This is a genomic window from Acinetobacter lwoffii, from assembly GCF_049367455.1.
GTDB classification, from domain to species: Bacteria; Pseudomonadota; Gammaproteobacteria; order Pseudomonadales; family Moraxellaceae; genus Acinetobacter; species Acinetobacter lwoffii_W.
In genome coordinates this window covers 2,189,417-2,204,497 of record NZ_JBMPXW010000001.1, presented here as the reverse complement: position 1 = coordinate 2,204,497, position 15,081 = coordinate 2,189,417, and the positions used below count along the sequence as shown (strand labels likewise).

Sequence of the window (15,081 nt, the reverse complement as noted above, 5' to 3'; positions counted from 1 at the left end):
TTTTTCCTTATGACTGAACAAAATCGACCACATGAGCGTGGTCGATTTTGCTTAAAGATAACAGGTTATTTCAGGTCATCTTTTTTCTGAGTAGAACGATCAATATCGACATCCGGCTCTTTTTCTCCAGTTGAACCAAATGGATTATTGACTGGCGGATGAGTCGGATCGACTTTTAGTGAATCCGGTACGGCTTGATCCGCATCCGGATTGACCGGATCAATACCCAATGATTCATCATCCTGCGGTGCAGTTGTAAGGATTGCCGGGGTGGTATGAGATAAATCCGTACCCATAGGCGTACTCTTGTCTGAATCCTGATTTGGCACGATGCCTGCTCCTGGAGTTGTGATTGAAGAATCGGTAGTACCCGTAACAATTTGCGAACCACCAGAGGACTGACTCATTGAGCTATCTGTAGAACTCATACCCATCGCCGCACCTGTAGTACCTGACATGTCGGTTGCACTTGTAGCTGTGGTCTTGCCACCTAATCCAGAAAATATGCTGTTCTCAGCTTTTTCTTTGACTGGATTGGGTTCTTTGGCCTCTCGTTTGGCTTTATCAATCAAATCTGTGAGTACACGCTCCGCAGGTTGACGGCCACCCAGACCAAATGCCAAGGCAAATGCTACTGCTACAGCACCCAAAGTTAAACCAAATGCCAGGTTAACAATCGAATCGGCAATACCCATGGCACGCAGACCCATTGCGACAACCAGACCCATGATCAGGACACGAACCAAATTCGCTAACCAGCGTGAGCTGTTATATTCACCACGTTGTACGATATTCGCAACGATATTCGCCAGCCAGAAACCGATTACCAGAATCACCGCACCAAGCAGAATGTTGGCACCGAAGTAGATGAACATTGCAATCAGACCACTGATCTGTTCAAAGCCAAGACGGTTCGCTGCTTCAGATACCGCAAATAACATGGTAAATAAAACGATCAGGAAACCGACTACACTGGAAAGTTTAGTCGTGCCTAAAAAGCGCTGGATATCCAGTTTGGCAGGAATTTCATCAACACCTGTACCGGCAACTACTTCAACCACCAGACGTGCCACCAGTTTAGACACCACATACGCCAGAATCAGAATCAACGCAGCAGCGATGATATTCGGAATGGCGTTCATGATTTCATACAGCATGGCTGTAGCAGGCTGAGAAATAGCCTCAATACCCAATGCTTCAAATGCAATGATCAGTGCAGTAATGATCACCACGGCGAAGATGAATGAACCAATCACCTGAGAAACATTCGAGTTTTTGAAGATCCCTACTTTTTCAGCATGTTGCTGTACGTTCAGACTGTTTAATAGTCCTTCGACAATACCGCGCACAATTTTTGCCAGAATATAACCGACAAAAATGATCACTGCAGCAATGAAGATGTTTGGTAAGTAGCTTACGACATCGGTCAGCATATTCTGAACTGGTAACAACAGACCGTTGAGACCCAGAATAGACAGCACGATTGGCAAGAACAGTAATAAAATTAACCAGTAAGCAATTTCACTGATATTTTTACTAATCGGACTGACACCGACTTCCGCACTGAGTTTTTCATCCAGTTGCGTTCGGTCCAGCAGCTTTTGTAGCCCTATTTTGACCAGATTGGCCACAATCCAACCTATGAATCCGACTGCAATTGCACCTAGTAACTGCGGGATAAATAACAGGAACTGCTGGATCATATTACTGAATGGACCGCTGACACTGGTCAGATTAAGTACGTTCAGCGCACCAATCACGGCAATAATCAGAATAATCCAGAACACGACGCGGGCGATAATGCTCTCCACATTGGAGTGATGACCTGTCGCCGTATTTAAATGTGTATTGGTGCCCAGTTTTTGCAAGAGCTTTTTAACGCCTGCCGAGACCAGTAACGCAATGATCCAGCCAATTACTAATATGGCAATTGCACTAAGAATGGGATGAAACTGATCCCAGTAGTACATGGCATCGAAGCCTCCACGTGGGCTTCTCATATAATCATTCATGTTGTTCTACCCTCTTTGTTATTAAGCTATTTATCTGAAATCGGGGGCATCTCCCTGAAACAATCAGCCCCTTCTTCTTCCGAATTCATATTAGATTTGATGTTTTCAGACTCAAGCCAGGTAGATGGCACTACCTTAAAACATCACCATCCATTGCAAAAAAGCGCCAGTGGTTCACTAGAGCTTTTCAGGTATTTTCAGTTATTGAGTCGCCTGTCCATCAGTCGCAGTTGCTGTTGCTTCTGTGCTATCACCTACGGTTGCTGTGGCTTCCGTTCCATCATTCATGGTGGCGGTGCCTTGTGTAGGCTCACCGACTGGAGTTGAATTATTTGGGGTAGCAGGCTGTACATTCGGATTTGGATGTCCTGCAGGAGCATCATTCGCATCTGGATTCATGTCAGCAAACATATAGAACAGTAGTGCGAGTAAAAAAATACCTACCAAAATCAAGATATAAACAGGGATACGCTTTTTTTGCGTCACGTCTGCTTGATGATTTAAAGGTGGCTTTTTATTGAAATCATCGACCATAACCATCCTCACTCTTTGTTATTCATAAGTAGATTTTTAGAATAACAAGCTGTGAATAGGGCTTCTGTGACAAAACATGGTGAGATGGTGACGGGATGTAAGTCACTAATCCATCAGAATTCTCTGCTGGTTACTGCTTTAAAATAGCCGTTTGGCCGGGCTATGTTGTATGTCGACTGGGGTTTGGTGTTCATCTTTCAACTGTACTCCTGAAAGCTGTAACTCACAGGATTTACGCATCAATGCCACCAGTCGCTGGATGGCAAGTGGATAGGTCAAGCCGGCAGGACGGACATTGGAAATACAGTTACGCAAGGCATCATGACAACCTTTAAAAGCATTATAAGTGTAGTAAATTCCCATACTGTCCGGTGAGCTCAAACCCGGCCGTTCGCCAATCAGCATGACCAGCATTTTCGCCTGTAAAATTTCTGCCACTTCATCGCCAAGTGCCACACGACTGCCACGGGCTATCACCAAGGGGGCAATCTGCCAGCCTTGTTCTTTACAAGCCTCCAGCAACGCCGAAATAAAATGCGGGCTATTTTCCTCAATGGCACGTGCCGAGAGCCCATCTCCTAAAATGATGACCACATCCCAATGTTCCTGATGTTCAGTCCGATATTGTCGCAACATGTTTTTGGACTGCTCTGAAAGCACCCGCCCCAGATCAGGACGCTTCAGATAAAGATCCTTTTCCACCGCTTGGCTTTCAATTTCCAGGATGGGCAGTCCGGTTTTAGCTAAGTCATCTTTTAAGGATTCAACATTGAGTGGCTTCAGTACCGCATCTTTGGCCTGGGCATGCGCCAGTTGAAATTCCAGACTTGGTCGAGTCGGCAAGCTGCCCCCAGTTCGGCCTAAGGCAATCCGTGCATCAGTAAAGGCTTTTAACTTCTGCCAGGGATTATCCTGCAATTGAGACTCAAATTTCACATCAGCAATTAGTTTCATAGTACTTCCTCAAGACAAGATTAGACGTGAAAATTGCTTCGGTAGCTCGGTCGGCCAGTGCAACTGATTAGACTGTTGCGCCAAAATTCCCTGCTGCTCCAGCCAGTGGTCAAATTCAGGAGCCGGTTTCAGTCCTAATAACTGTCGAATATAAAGAGCATCATGAAAGGAGGTCGTCTGATAATTCAGCATCACATCATCTGAACCGGGAATACCCATGATAAAATTCAATCCGGCATTGGCAAGCAAGGTCAGCAGTATATCCATATCATCCTGATCGGCGTCGGCATGGTTGGTGTAGCAAATATCACAGCCCATTGGCACACCGAGCAGCTTGCCACAGAAATGATCTTCCAGCCCGGCCCGGATAATCTGCTTGCCGTTATACAGATATTCTGGCCCGATAAAGCCGACTACAGTATTGACCAGCAAGGGATTAAACTTACGCGCCACGGCGTAGGCACGCGCTTCCAGGGTCTGTTGATCCACGCCATGATGGCCATTGCTGGATAAGGCACTGCCCTGTCCGGTTTCAAAATACATGACATTTTGGCCCACTGTGCCGCGTTGCAGGCTTAAGGCAGCTTCATAGCCTTCCTGCAGCAGCGCCAGATTGATACCGAAACCAGTATTGGCTGTTTAGGTTCCCGCAATGGACTGGAACATCAGATCAATCGGAACATTTTTATTTGCCAGCTGAATGCCAGAAGTAATATGGGTCAAAACACAAGATTGAGTCGGAATCTCATATTCCTGAATGACATGATCGAGCAGTTTGAGCAGCTCAGTCAAATTCTGCAGATTATCTGTGGCCGGATTAATCCCGATCACGGCATCACCATTGCCATACATTAGTCCATCCAGAATCGAAGCTGAAATGCCTATCAGATCATCAGTCGGGTGGTTCGGCTGCAAGCGGGTAGAAAGATGCCCTGCCAGCCCGATGGTATTTCTGAACCGAGTCACTACTCGGCATTTTTTTGCCACCAGAATCAGATCCTGATTGCGCATGATTTTACTAACCGCTGCGACCATTTCTGGAATCAGGCCCATTTTTAAGGCCGTAATCTTTTCTGTGGTGGCATCTGCACTGAGCAGCCAGTTACGAAAATCCCCCACAGTAAAATGCGAGATCGGATAAAAGACATCAGCATCATGTTCATCCATAATCAGGCGGGTGATTTCATCCTCTTCATAAGGAACCACAGCTTCTTGCAAAAACTGCTGTAATGGTACTTCTGCCAGACACATTTGTGCAGTAACACGCTCGGTTGCATCAGTGGCCACAATCCCTGCCAGCTGATCGCCAGAACGTTCAGGCGTAGCCTTGGCCAACAGGGTTTTTAAATCCTCAAAGACATAATGCTGACTGGCCACATTAATCTGATACAACATAAGCAAGTTCTCCCTGCTAGATAATTTATTTCAATTCCTTTTCTGCTGCCTCGATACGGGCAAATTCTTCTTCCGGTGTCCCGGCCACCAGATGATGGCGGCTATACAGCAGAAAATAGAGAATCAGTGCAACGTAAATGGCAGCTGCCATTAACCAGACTTTTGGATCGACCAGAAAGCCTGCCACCACGGCAATCGCAGCAAGTACCAGCGCAATGGACGCAGTCACAATACCGCCCGGTGCCTGATAAGGACGTACCAGATTCGGCCGGGACAATTTCAGTTTGATATAAGACATCATCATCAAAACATAGGAAATGGTGGCACCAAAGACCGCCATCAGAATCAGCAGATCACCTTCACCTGAAAGGGACAGCAGGAAGCCAATAATCCCCGGAATAATGATGGCCAAATAAGGTGCATGATTGCTGTTGGTTAAGGACAATTTTTTCGGTAAATAACCGGCACGTGAGAGCGCAAAAATTTGACGGGAATAGGCATAGATAATCGAGAAGAAACTGGCAATCAGACCAGCGAGACCGACAAAATTCACGAAACTTGCCATCCAGGTATTGGCACCATAGACCGCCACCAAGGCATCCACCAGCGGTGCACCGGAATTTTTCAGCGTATCTGCACCTGCTGCGCCAGGACCGAGTAACAAAATACTTAGCGCAAAGAATGCCAGAATCAGCATGGAACCAATCAGGCCACGCGGCAAGGATTTAGCTGGCTCTTTGGCCTCCTCTGCTGCCAGCGGGACACCTTCAACTGCCAGAAAAAACCAGATCGCATAAGGCACTGCTTCCTAGATGCCCAGATAGCCCAATGGCAGGAAACTGCTTGCACCCGCCGCTTCCGTACTGACCGCAATATCAAACAGGTTTGCACTATTAAAATGAGGCAACATGCCAAAGATAAACACCATCAAGGCAACCGCAGCAATTGCGGTAATCACAAACATGATCTTGAGTGCTTCACCTGCACCTTTCAGATGCAAGCCCATAAAAACCAGATAGCTCACCAGATAAATGATCCAGCCGCCAATACCAAACAAGGCTTCGCAATAGGCACCAATGAAACAGGCAATTGCTGCCGGAGCAATGGCATATTCAATCAGGATGGCACTCCCGGTCAGATAGCCGCCAAAGGGACCAAAAGCAGTACGAGCAAAACTGTAACCCCCACCTGCAGTCGGCAGCATGGTCGACATTTCGGACATGGCCAGACACATACACAGATACATGAATGCCACCACAATGGTCGCAATAAACATGCCTCCCCACCCCCCCTGTGCCAAACCAAAATTCCAGCCAGCGAAGTCACCGGAAATCACATACGCGCCCCCCAGACCGACGAGAAGCAGCCAACCTACGGCGCCTTTCTTGAGCTGGCGCAAGGCAAAATAATCTTCTTGTACTGCTGTTTCAGTCACACTGGTATCAATCACACTTTTTGACTCTGACATAGCAACCTCGTTGTTTTTATCGTTGTTCCCTGAAGATATGCATAAGCCATACCGGTTCCGCAGGCTTTAGTGAAGACAGTTGAGACGCTGCCTTTCAGCGATGAAATGCGTTATAATTATCCACCTTCTCATTTATACACCCGAGTTATATGGCGTATCGTCAACAAAGTGTATCGCTTGATCTTGATACTGACGTCACACATCAATGTACGCTGCACTACAGCCGTGATCAGCATCTGATTGGAATTATTGAATTTAGCAAGCCAAGCTTCCTGCTTCGCTGGCAGGATCTGGAATATTTCCGTCGTCGTACCGAAGAATTTTCCGTGATGCCTTTTCCGGACTGTATCAATGCGATGATTATCGATATTCGAGATGTAACGGCATGGCTGGATAATGAAGTGCCGATTATTCCATGGCGTTTACTGGAAGAAGACTGTCCAGTGCGCCTGGTGGTGCCTGCAGACCGTATTGAGCACTATGCCGGATTTTTTGAACCGACCTGGCTCAGTCCCGATGTCGAAACCGCCATTCAGGAAATCCGTGAATCAATGGATATGTTTGTGCATTAAGCTTGAATCGAAAAAACCTCCGCAATGGGCAATGCTGTTTACTTAAGCATTTGAATCATTTTGGAATTCATTAGAGAATCCGATGTCAGGTTTGGCATCGGATTTTTTTATGGTATTTCAGCAGGATATTTTAGATCTTAACAATCTGTTTAAGCTCTCGAATCTGAGTACTTTTATTCACAATATCCCCGTTGAGTGGGTCAAGTCCACACTCAGGTTGAGCAGTCCCGCGACTATTCGCAGGCGGTGCTTGCCTGCGGATCAGGTACTTTGGCTGGTTCTTGGAATGGCGATTTTCCGTGATGTCCTCATCCATGAAGCAGCAAGAAGACTCAATATTTGCACTCAGTGGTTAGCCTCTTATGACTTACTGACGCGCATTAGTCTAACCAATACACGTAAACATCTTGGTGCAGATTCTGTGGAGTGGCTATTTCACCAGACCGATCAGCACTGGGGACAAGAGCATTATCCGGCTGGGCTGTCGGAACTTAGACAGGGATAGGTAGTTTGTTTTAGAGAGGCCTACAAGGCTTCGGAGAGTCAAAATGTTAAAAAACCGTTATCCCTTAGATCACAATGCCGCTCCTGTTAAAGGAACCGCATTGCCTTCAAGCAGGGGGTTTTGCTCATAAATCCTTCAACCTTACCAGTAATTCTCGACTGCAATATTTCCTTCACCACGGCGGTTCATGGTCAGGCCACGGGCTTTTAAAGCTTCTTTGGTATCATCGACCATATCCGGGTTACCACAAAGCATGACATGCGTTGTTTCAGGATTAAGCATTAGACCTGCTGCCTTTTCCAGCTCACCATTGGCAATTAGAATCGGCAAACGTTCGTGTAAAGGTGCATCGGGTTCACGGGTAATAATCGGGATAAATTTAAAACCAGTATGTCCTTCGCCAAAGGTTTCAGCGATTTCTTGAATCCGGTCTACATAAGCGAGTTCTGCCCGGGTGCGTACACTATAAACCAGATTAATTTTTTCGTATTTGCTCCAGGTTTCAAAGTCTTGCAACATGCAAATAAACGGTGCCAGCCCCGTACCGGTACCCAGTAACCATAGATCTTTAGGCAAAGGCAATTGATAACGTGCCAGAGTCAGATAACCATAAGGAATTTTTTCCAGATGCAGCTCATCCCCGACTTTGAGGTGCTGTAAATTGGAGGTAAATTTACCTTCAGGAACGACAATCGAGAAAAACTCCAGAGTTTCATCAAAAGGAGATGACACTACCGAATAGGCACGAACCACCAGTTCATCCCCCACTTGCAAACCAATACGCGCAAACTGCCCTGCGGTAAACTTAAAATGTGCCGGGCGTGTCATCGTAAAACTAAATAATGTATTGGTCCAACGGTGTACAGATAAAACTTTTTCTCGGGTAAATTTTTCAATTGACATGATTTCAACGTGGCATGAAAGACTGTGCTCATGGTAGCATGGCAACATAATTTATTAATATTTTTTAAATGTTAAGGCTCTACTCATGCGCATGACTTTACGCCAATTGGCTGTTTTTGTAGCAGTGGCACAAGAGGGTACCGTAACGAAGGCTAGCGATGCCGTCAAGCTTACACAAAGTGCGGCTAGTATGGCTTTAGCAGATCTGGAAGATGGTCTGGGTGCTCCACTATTTGACCGTCTAGGCAAACGTTTACAGCTAAATGACCTGGGGCGCTTTCTTCTCCCTCAAGCCCTGGAAATTTTAGGTCGTTGTGAATCTTTTGAACAAGTCGCTAAAGGTGAGCTTCAAAGTATCGATTTACGTTTAGGTGCGACCCTGACGATTTCTGATTACCTGATTCCTGACCTCATGGCCGATTTCTTGAAAATCAAGCCGCAAGCACATTTACAGCTTCAAGTCGGTAATACCCGTCAAATGATTGAAGCAGTGAATCAGTTCCAGCTGGATCTTGCCCTGATCGAAGGATCTTGTCATCTGCCACAGCTACAATGTATCCATTGGCGTGATGATGAGCTGGCCGTGTGCTGTGCGCCAGACCATCCTCTTGCGCAATTGAACCGTGAACTAACCGCTGAAGATTTCAAATCTGTTGAATGGATTTTGCGTGAAGAAGGTTCAGGTACCCGTGAGGTGTTTGATAATGCCATTTTAAAAGATGTGCCAGATGCTAATATCCGTCTGACACTCGGTCATAATGAAGCGATTTTAAAAATTGTAGCGGGCGGAATTGGTATGTCCTGCATTTCCAAACTTGCAATTGAGCCTTTACGTGAAAAAGGTCAATTGGTGATTCTGGATACACCATTCTGGTCACTGACTCGTCCTCTGTTTATGCTGGTACATCGCCAGAAATATCAGGGCCCAGGTCTAAGAGCCTTTATGAATTTTTGTGAAAGCTAAAATATTAAAAGCACCTCAAGGTGCTTTTTTTATGATTCATCAAAATTGACTTTCACATGGTATCCCATCTCCGTCACCATCCATTTTAGTATTTGGACAGTTACGAATAAAAAATAATGCTTCCTCATAAGAACCCATCTGACCACAGTGTTCTCGACCATCGCATTTAAATTGAGACACAGATGGCGAAGCCGTTTCTGAAATTTTCGGATTAATGGGGTTACTTTGGCTTCTTAACTCAGTGCCGTGATTTTCCAGGTTCTTCCTGCCCTGCTCAGATAATCCTTGCATAGGTAGATCACCTTGCGCTGCTCGCTGCTCAGCGACAATTCGTTGCTGCTCTACCATCAGTCCTTCAAGCTTTTGCTGTTTTTGAATTTGGTAGCTTTGATATTTGTTATAAACAAGACCAGCAAGAATCACAATAATCACCAGTCCTGATAGTGTGATTATTTTTAATGTAGTTGATGATTTTTTCTTTTCATAATGTAGAGAAGCTCTGGTTTCAATATCTCCATGTAGATCATTGTTTTGTGTAACAGGAACTTCTTGCTTAATATCCAAGCGAACAATATGGTTTGCCTTAAACTTTCCATTATCTTCCACAATCAAAAACTTTAATTTTTCTCCCATTTTTGGCGGAATATTTTTATTGGGAAAGTCTTTGACATGGAAAAATAAATCTTTGGATTGCCCTTCGATCTGAATAAAACCAAAACCACGATCTTCGTTATAGGTTTTGATTTTCCCCTCTTGAAACATAATTCGCTCTTATCTTTAATATTTTTTATGATTGTAATCAAAAAGAGACTGAAAAGCTTTTGTCAAATTCTCTAAAGCAGAAACAAAAAACTAGAAGTTTTTTTATGACAGAAGAATAGATCCCAAGTTAAAAGTAAAAAATTAAAATTTCTTTTTTATTTATACTTCTCCAAAAATCATAAAGCCAACAGCTGATACCAATGCCAGCCATAGGGTCGGACTAAAGAAAATTGAATTACGTACCGGAACAGACACTGTAGGTGCCAAGGATTGCAAGGCGACGACTTCTGGCACAAATTCATCCTGTACTTTAATATCCAGACGTACCATGTTGTCTAATGTCATACTGCCTTGTTGGAGAATGATTCTAAATTTAAGCCGCTCTCCAATTTGTAGCTCAATTTCAGGCGAAGGTAAATCCTGCAACTTGAAACTTAACTCTTGAGCTTCCCCTATCAACTCCAAAGTACCCATACCACGTTCGGAATCGTAAGTTTTAATTTTTCCATCCGTAAACATGACACTTTTCTCTATAGAATTCATTTAATTTGTATTCTAAGCCAAAGGAAATGTTCAGCATTGTTGCTGTTTAGTGGACTTTTTATGTGTTGTCTGTCTCTTTGAATATGTAAGCGGTGATACTATAAAAAAAGAGGCTCGGAAGCCTCTTTTTAAATGTGATTAAAAAAGGATTAAGTATGAGAATAATCCATTAACCACGGAAGTTGTTTAGCAATGCCGATGTAATTGATTTATTGTGTGTCGCCACTTTGGTTTTTTTAGCTTTCTTTGAGTTGTCTTCGACACGTTCAATCTTGATCGCTTTGTACTTATCGCCATTTTCAACAACATTAAATTTCACACGTTCATTGCGTTTTGGCTCGCCTTCTGCCGCAGGGAAGTCTGAAATATGGAAGAATACATCTCCCTCAGCGCAGCCAATAAAACCGAAACCTTTGGCAGGGTCATACTGTTTGATTTTGCCCTGATACAATTCATCTTTCATGCTATTGTCCTATCCTGAAAATGCCCTGTCTACATTATATAAAAAAGAGGCTGTAGTAGCCCCTTTTTTCATCATATTCAAAAATTAGTCTTTTTGAACTGAACCGAAGATTTTGTCGCCAGCATCGCCAAGACCTGGAACGATATAACCATTTTCATTTAAGCCATTATCGATAGAAGCAGTAAAAATCACAACATCCGGATGCGTAGCTTCTACACGCTTAATGCCTTCTGGTGCAGCAACTAGAACCATCACACGAATATCTTTACAGCCGCTGGCTTTCAGTACATCAATTGCAGCCACTAAAGAAGAACCGGTCGCCAACATTGGATCAATGATCATTGCGATACGGTTTTGTACGTCTGGAACCAGTTTTTTATAATAGGTACGTGCTTCCAGAGTTTCTTCATCACGCTCTAAACCAAGTACCGATACTTTCGCACTTGGAATCAGGTTCAGGAAACCGTCAAGCATGCCAATACCGGCACGTAGAATTGGCACAACCGTGATTTTTTTACCCGCAATACGATCAACTGTAACAGCACCATTCCAGCCATCAATATCATGTTCAACCATTGGCAGGTCTTTAGTTGCTTCATAAGTCAGAAGCATGGTCACTTCTTGAGCTAACTCACGGAAATTCTTGGTACTGATATCTGCACGACGGAGTAAACCAAGCTTATGTCGAATGAGTGGATGACGGATTTCATGGATTGCCACGGGAGAACACCTAAAAGGTTAAAGATAAATTTCCGCTATTATAAAGGCTTTTATTGATTTGTATAAATAAAAAAGCCCCCAATCATGGAGGCTTTTTTGTAATAACGTCAATCTTTGCAGATATTAGTTAAAACCACTTTGAACCAAAGTGAAAATGAACTGTTGCAATTCAGGTGACATGGCAAAGAATGCATATTTAGATACTGCAATCACTGGATCTGGGTAGACACCAATCACAAGTACCGCAAGCGCAGCAAGAAGTACCATGATACCACCCACTTTTTGGCCCCAATGATTCACCGCATCTAGACGTGGTGTTTCAGGTGGTGTCATGTAAAGCACAACCATCACACGCAGGTAGTAGTACAGACCGATACCAGAACCCAAGATGACCATCGCAGTCAGGAACCAGGCTTCGCCTGCAACCGCAGTTTTTATCACCAGGAACTTACCGATAAAGCCGGCAGTTAATGGAATACCTGCAAGAGACAGCATCATCACCGTCAATACAGCAGTCAATACTGGACGGCGCCAGAACAGACCACGGTATTCAGCCAGACTACCCGCTTCATCCGTATTGTTATACGGACTAGACATCAGCGTAACAACACCGAACGCACCGATCGTGGTTAATACATAGGTAATCACGTAGACGTTTACACTTTCAAAAGTCGCGAAACCTTGAACCTGTAAGAAATCCGTATTACGTGAACTTACGATGGCAACCAGCAAATAACCAAAGTGTGCAATTGAAGAGTATGCCAAGATACGTTTCAAGTTCACCTGGCGAACCGCCAGCAAGTTACCTGCAAGGATAGACAGAACCGCAATAATCGAAATGATGGTGACGAAGCTGTCTGCCAAAATTAAACCTGAAGACAATGCATAACGAACAAAAAGACCAATCATCGCCACTTTTGCAACTGTCGCAAGGAAAGTCGCGATTGGCGCTGGTGCACCAGCGTATACGTCTGGTGTCCATTTGTGGAATGGTGCCAGCGATAATTTAAATGCTACTGCAAATACAATTAATGCCAGACCAATCACGACAGCCGGTTGACTGAATACGGTAAACAGTTTGCCTGGTTCAGCAACGAAACTTAAAGTACCTGTATATGCATAAATATATGCCATACCCATGAGCAGCATTGCAGACGCAGTTGCTGAAAGCACCAGATATTTCACACCCGCTTCAAGCGATTGAGAACGTTGATGTGTATATGCCAACAAACCATATACAGGAATCGACATCAACTCAAGGCTGATAAAGAATGATGCATAGTGTGAGCTTGCTACCATCAGCATGGCACCCGCAACGGATGTCAGCATCAGGATATACAGCTCTTCACGGTTATCTTTATAGGTTTCGATATACGCGTGAGATAGCGTTGCACATGCAAGTGCAGCAATCAGGATCACAAACTGGTACAGCATCGTAAATGGATCTACGATGAACAGATTCATCACGTTGGCAGGTGCAAACACGCCTGCCAACAAAACGAAAATGATATAGAACGCAGCAAGGTTTAAACCAATCACCGTGGTGGTAGCCACCAAGTTATGGTTACGCTTGATTGCGGTCAGCAACATCACGACGATCGCAGTTAACGACACGATCATCACAGGTGCTAGAGGCATAAGCTCAGAAAAAGACATTGTGAAGTTCATGGCTTATTGGATCTCCACATTTTCAAGTTGAGTCGTTACTTGATCAGCAACTTCAACCACTTCTTGAACTGGAATGTAGCTATTCGCTAACCACGCCATGCTTGAGTTAGAAACGTCAAGGAAGCTTTGTGGATATAGACCAAGCCAAAGTAGACCAAACGCACAGATCAACAATAATGCGATTTCACGTGCATTTAGATCTTTTAACGGATTTGTATAATGCTGCTGTTGCGCTTCATTTGGTACACCAAACAAGGCTTTGTGAATCAGGATCAGACCGTACAGACCCGCAAATACCAAGCTGATTGCCGCAAGAATGGTAAACGCCGGGAATTTCGCATAAGCACCCATCAGGATCAGGAACTCACCAATGAAGTTACCTAGACCTGGAATACCCACCAACGCCGCAACGAAGAACATCAGGAAGAATGCAAGATACGGGAATTGACCACGCATACCACCCATCAAACGCATATCACGCGTATGTACACGCTCATATACCTGACCACACATAATGAACAGTGCAGCAGATGAAATACCATGTGCCAACATCATGATCATCAGACCCTGGAAGGTCAGGATGTTACCTGCGTAGATCGCAAGTAAAACGAAGCCCATGTGTGAAATAGAGGTATAAGCCAACAGGCGTTTCATGTCGGTTTGCTGGAAAGCACACCAAGCACCGTAGAAAATACCGATTAAACCAAGAATGATTGCGAAGTCTGCAAACTGTGCAGATGCTGCCGGGAAGAACGGAATCACGAAACGTAATAAACCGTACGCCGCAGTCTTAATCAAGATACCTGCAAGATCGACAGAACCCGCTGTTGGTGCTTGCGCATGCGCATCTGGTAACCAGCCGTGTAATGGGAAAACTGGAAGTTTTACCGCAAAACCGATGAATAAACAGATCATGAATGCATAAGCAACCGCTGGCGCCTGAGCATCAAGCGTATTCGCCACACCTAATAAATAGTTGTAGTCGAAACGGATTTCACCCGTCATGGTATAGCCCACAGTCACCAGACCCAGGATACCAATCAGCATCACCAAACCGGCAACCTGCGTGTAAATGAAGAACTTGTTAGCTGCATAAACACGTGACTTGCCTTCTGCCCCTTTATGACCCCAAAGGGCAATCAGGAAGTAGATCGGTACTAGCATCATCTCCCAGAAGAAGAAGAACAGGAACAGGTCAATCGCAAGGAACACACCGATGACGCCACCCAACGACCATAAAAGGTTCAAGTGGAAGAAACCAACGTTCTTTTGAATCTCGCCCCATGAACAGCCTACTGCCAGCACACCCAGGAGTGCAGTCAAGCCAACCATAAGAAGTGATAAACCATCCACTGCCAAGTGAATGTTAATGCCCAGGGTTTGAATCCAAGGCAATTTGAATTCGGCAGCCCACGAAGGTGTAGCACCGCCTAATTCATAGTTATAGGTACCAGTCTGCCAAAGGACGATGGTCAAGACCAAGGTCACCAGCATACCGATCAGCGCGATATAACGCGGCAAGTGTTGGTCGAGTTTATCGACCAACCAGCATATGAAACCTGCAATGAACGGAATGAGGATCAGAGCCGGCAAAATAATATTGTTTGGAGCTTCCATT

At 44.7% G+C, this 15,081-nt stretch carries 12 protein-coding genes and 3 pseudogenes; 3 read left to right on the top strand and 12 right to left on the bottom strand.

Annotated elements, in window-relative coordinates; all coding sequences use genetic code 11:
- Positions 1-65: 65 nt before the first annotated feature.
- From ACO1B7_RS10500 to eat, 5 genes and pseudogenes are all read right to left on the bottom strand, one after another.
- Positions 66-2,012: a mechanosensitive ion channel gene (locus ACO1B7_RS10500; RefSeq protein WP_374952493.1), complete on the bottom strand. Its 1,947-nt coding sequence runs from the start codon at positions 2,010-2,012 to the stop codon at positions 66-68.
- A gap of 201 nt (positions 2,013-2,213) precedes the next feature.
- A complete protein-coding gene (locus tag ACO1B7_RS10495; RefSeq protein WP_005265958.1) occupies positions 2,214-2,546 on the bottom strand; it encodes a hypothetical protein in 333 nt (110 codons plus the stop codon).
- 138 nt (positions 2,547-2,684) lie between these two features.
- Positions 2,685-3,500 carry an ethanolamine ammonia-lyase subunit EutC gene (gene eutC / locus ACO1B7_RS10490; protein WP_423090169.1) on the bottom strand — a complete coding sequence of 272 codons (816 nt, stop codon included), beginning with the start codon at positions 3,498-3,500 and terminating at the stop codon, positions 2,685-2,687.
- 9 nt (positions 3,501-3,509) lie between these two features.
- Positions 3,510-4,895: pseudogene (locus tag ACO1B7_RS10485) on the bottom strand (ethanolamine ammonia-lyase subunit EutB).
- Between the two features lie 25 nt (positions 4,896-4,920).
- Positions 4,921-6,363: pseudogene (gene eat, locus ACO1B7_RS10480) on the bottom strand (ethanolamine permease).
- A gap of 149 nt (positions 6,364-6,512) precedes the next feature.
- Here eat and ACO1B7_RS10475 point away from each other — a divergent pair.
- Both ACO1B7_RS10475 and ACO1B7_RS10470 read left to right on the top strand, forming a co-directional pair.
- Positions 6,513-6,935, top strand: coding sequence for a hypothetical protein (locus ACO1B7_RS10475; protein ID WP_423090168.1), 423 nt, complete (start codon positions 6,513-6,515; stop codon positions 6,933-6,935).
- A 109-nt stretch (positions 6,936-7,044) separates the two neighbouring features.
- Positions 7,045-7,407, top strand: a pseudogene (locus ACO1B7_RS10470) (transposase domain-containing protein); the annotation flags it as partial.
- 174 nt (positions 7,408-7,581) lie between these two features.
- Here ACO1B7_RS10470 and ACO1B7_RS10465 read toward each other — a convergent pair.
- A complete protein-coding gene (locus tag ACO1B7_RS10465; RefSeq protein WP_423090167.1) occupies positions 7,582-8,343 on the bottom strand; it encodes a ferredoxin--NADP reductase in 762 nt (253 codons plus the stop codon).
- An 85-nt stretch (positions 8,344-8,428) separates the two neighbouring features.
- Between ACO1B7_RS10465 and gigC the strand changes: the two genes are divergently transcribed.
- On the top strand, positions 8,429-9,307 hold the full coding sequence (gene gigC / locus ACO1B7_RS10460; protein ID WP_004280761.1) for a LysR family transcriptional regulator GigC: 879 nt from the start codon (positions 8,429-8,431) through the stop codon (positions 9,305-9,307).
- 39 nt (positions 9,308-9,346) lie between these two features.
- Here gigC and ACO1B7_RS10455 read toward each other — a convergent pair whose 3' ends face one another.
- The 6 genes from ACO1B7_RS10455 to nuoM all read right to left on the bottom strand — a co-directional run bounded on the left by ACO1B7_RS10455 (position 9,347) and on the right by nuoM (position 15,080).
- A complete protein-coding gene (locus ACO1B7_RS10455) occupies positions 9,347-10,069 on the bottom strand; it encodes a cold shock domain-containing protein (RefSeq protein ID WP_423090166.1) in 723 nt (240 codons plus the stop codon).
- Positions 10,070-10,228: 159 nt separating this feature from the next.
- Positions 10,229-10,588 (bottom strand): hypothetical protein, encoded by a 360-nt coding sequence (locus ACO1B7_RS10450; RefSeq protein WP_423090165.1) that lies wholly within the window; start codon positions 10,586-10,588, stop codon positions 10,229-10,231.
- A 193-nt stretch (positions 10,589-10,781) separates the two neighbouring features.
- Positions 10,782-11,075 (bottom strand): cold shock domain-containing protein, encoded by a 294-nt coding sequence (locus tag ACO1B7_RS10445; protein WP_004732065.1) that lies wholly within the window; start codon positions 11,073-11,075, stop codon positions 10,782-10,784.
- 84 nt (positions 11,076-11,159) lie between these two features.
- On the bottom strand, positions 11,160-11,795 hold the full coding sequence (upp, locus tag ACO1B7_RS10440; protein WP_004280765.1) for a uracil phosphoribosyltransferase: 636 nt from the start codon (positions 11,793-11,795) through the stop codon (positions 11,160-11,162).
- 123 nt (positions 11,796-11,918) lie between these two features.
- Positions 11,919-13,463, bottom strand: a complete 1,545-nt coding sequence (gene nuoN / locus ACO1B7_RS10435; protein ID WP_004645875.1) for an NADH-quinone oxidoreductase subunit NuoN — start codon at positions 13,461-13,463, stop codon at positions 11,919-11,921.
- 3 nt (positions 13,464-13,466) lie between these two features.
- Positions 13,467-15,080, bottom strand: coding sequence for an NADH-quinone oxidoreductase subunit M (gene nuoM, locus ACO1B7_RS10430; RefSeq protein WP_004280767.1), 1,614 nt, complete (start codon positions 15,078-15,080; stop codon positions 13,467-13,469).
- Between the last annotated feature and the right edge of the window lies 1 nt (position 15,081).

Coding starts and splice junctions, on each gene's coding strand:
- nuoM (WP_004280767.1), bottom strand. CDS start 15,080: ATGGAAGCTCCAAACAATATTATTTTGCCGGCTCTGATCCTCATTCCG.
- ACO1B7_RS10465 (WP_423090167.1), bottom strand. CDS start 8,343: ATGTCAATTGAAAAATTTACCCGAGAAAAAGTTTTATCTGTACACCGT.
- gigC (WP_004280761.1), top strand. CDS start 8,429: ATGCGCATGACTTTACGCCAATTGGCTGTTTTTGTAGCAGTGGCACAA.
- nuoN (WP_004645875.1), bottom strand. CDS start 13,463: ATGAACTTCACAATGTCTTTTTCTGAGCTTATGCCTCTAGCACCTGTG.
- ACO1B7_RS10500 (WP_374952493.1), bottom strand. CDS start 2,012: ATGAATGATTATATGAGAAGCCCACGTGGAGGCTTCGATGCCATGTAC.
- eutC (WP_423090169.1), bottom strand. CDS start 3,500: ATGAAACTAATTGCTGATGTGAAATTTGAGTCTCAATTGCAGGATAAT.
- ACO1B7_RS10445 (WP_004732065.1), bottom strand. CDS start 11,075: ATGAAAGATGAATTGTATCAGGGCAAAATCAAACAGTATGACCCTGCC.
- ACO1B7_RS10450 (WP_423090165.1), bottom strand. CDS start 10,588: ATGTTTACGGATGGAAAAATTAAAACTTACGATTCCGAACGTGGTATG.
- ACO1B7_RS10495 (WP_005265958.1), bottom strand. CDS start 2,546: ATGGTCGATGATTTCAATAAAAAGCCACCTTTAAATCATCAAGCAGAC.
- ACO1B7_RS10455 (WP_423090166.1), bottom strand. CDS start 10,069: ATGTTTCAAGAGGGGAAAATCAAAACCTATAACGAAGATCGTGGTTTT.
- ACO1B7_RS10475 (WP_423090168.1), top strand. CDS start 6,513: ATGGCGTATCGTCAACAAAGTGTATCGCTTGATCTTGATACTGACGTC.